This is a genomic window from Pseudarthrobacter sp. BRE9 (assembly GCF_031844305.1).
Taxonomy (GTDB): domain Bacteria; phylum Actinomycetota; class Actinomycetes; order Actinomycetales; family Micrococcaceae; genus Arthrobacter.
Map to the genome: position 1 here is coordinate 1 of NZ_JAUZUY010000020.1, position 1,761 is coordinate 1,761.

General features: G+C 56.9%; 1 rRNA gene. It reads right to left on the reverse strand.

The features are described from left to right. Positions 1-238: 238 nt before the first annotated feature. A 16S ribosomal RNA gene (locus tag Q9R31_RS20080) occupies positions 239-1,760 on the reverse strand. Position 1,761: the final 1 nt, after the last annotated feature.

Sequence of the window (1,761 nt, forward strand, 5' to 3'; positions counted from 1 at the left end):
CCTGTTGCCTCAGGACCCAACAGTGTGCCAAACACTAAACCACCCCGTCCCCCGCCCACCGTTCCAGAACCATCACTGGCTCGTACTAGGACAAGACAAAGAACAACGCGGCCGCTATTTGTTGATATTCCACCCATGAGCACCCGCCACGGAACAATCGTCCATGCTGCGGGCTTGCTTCCTGACAACACCCCGGCCCACGCATTCACGCAGACGGGTTGTTGGAGGTGCTCCTTAGAAAGGAGGTGATCCAGCCGCACCTTCCGGTACGGCTACCTTGTTACGACTTAGTCCCAATCGCCAGTCCCACCTTCGACAGCTCCCTCCCACAAGGGGTTAGGCCACCGGCTTCGGGTGTTACCAACTTTCGTGACTTGACGGGCGGTGTGTACAAGGCCCGGGAACGTATTCACCGCAGCGTTGCTGATCTGCGATTACTAGCGACTCCGACTTCATGGGGTCGAGTTGCAGACCCCAATCCGAACTGAGACCGGCTTTTTGGGATTAGCTCCACCTCACAGTATCGCAACCCTTTGTACCGGCCATTGTAGCATGCGTGAAGCCCAAGACATAAGGGGCATGATGATTTGACGTCGTCCCCACCTTCCTCCGAGTTGACCCCGGCAGTCTCCTATGAGTCCCCACCATCACGTGCTGGCAACATAGAACGAGGGTTGCGCTCGTTGCGGGACTTAACCCAACATCTCACGACACGAGCTGACGACAACCATGCACCACCTGTAAACCGACCGCAAGCGGGGCACCTGTTTCCAGGCGTTACCGGTTCATGTCAAGCCTTGGTAAGGTTCTTCGCGTTGCATCGAATTAATCCGCATGCTCCGCCGCTTGTGCGGGCCCCCGTCAATTCCTTTGAGTTTTAGCCTTGCGGCCGTACTCCCCAGGCGGGGCACTTAATGCGTTAGCTACGGCGCGGAAAACGTGGAATGTCCCCCACACCTAGTGCCCAACGTTTACGGCATGGACTACCAGGGTATCTAATCCTGTTCGCTCCCCATGCTTTCGCTCCTCAGCGTCAGTTAATGCCCAGAGACCTGCCTTCGCCATCGGTGTTCCTCCTGATATCTGCGCATTTCACCGCTACACCAGGAATTCCAGTCTCCCCTACATCACTCTAGTCTGCCCGTACCCACCGCAGATCCGGAGTTGAGCCCCGGACTTTCACGGCAGACGCGACAAACCGCCTACGAGCTCTTTACGCCCAATAATTCCGGATAACGCTTGCGCCCTACGTATTACCGCGGCTGCTGGCACGTAGTTAGCCGGCGCTTCTTCTGCAGGTACCGTCACTTTCGCTTCTTCCCTACTGAAAGAGGTTTACAACCCGAAGGCCGTCATCCCTCACGCGGCGTCGCTGCATCAGGCTTGCGCCCATTGTGCAATATTCCCCACTGCTGCCTCCCGTAGGAGTCTGGGCCGTGTCTCAGTCCCAGTGTGGCCGGTCACCCTCTCAGGCCGGCTACCCGTCGTCGCCTTGGTAGGCCATTACCCCACCAACAAGCTGATAGGCCGCGAGTCCATCCAAAACCACAAAAGCTTTCCACCAACCACCATGCGATGGAAGGTCATATCCGGTATTAGACCCAGTTTCCCAGGCTTATCCCAGAGTCAAGGGCAGGTTACTCACGTGTTACTCACCCGTTCGCCACTAATCCAGGAGCAAGCTCCCTTCATCGTTCGACTTGCATGTGTTAAGCACGCCGCCAGCGTTCATCCTGAGCCAGGATCAAACTCTCCGTTGAA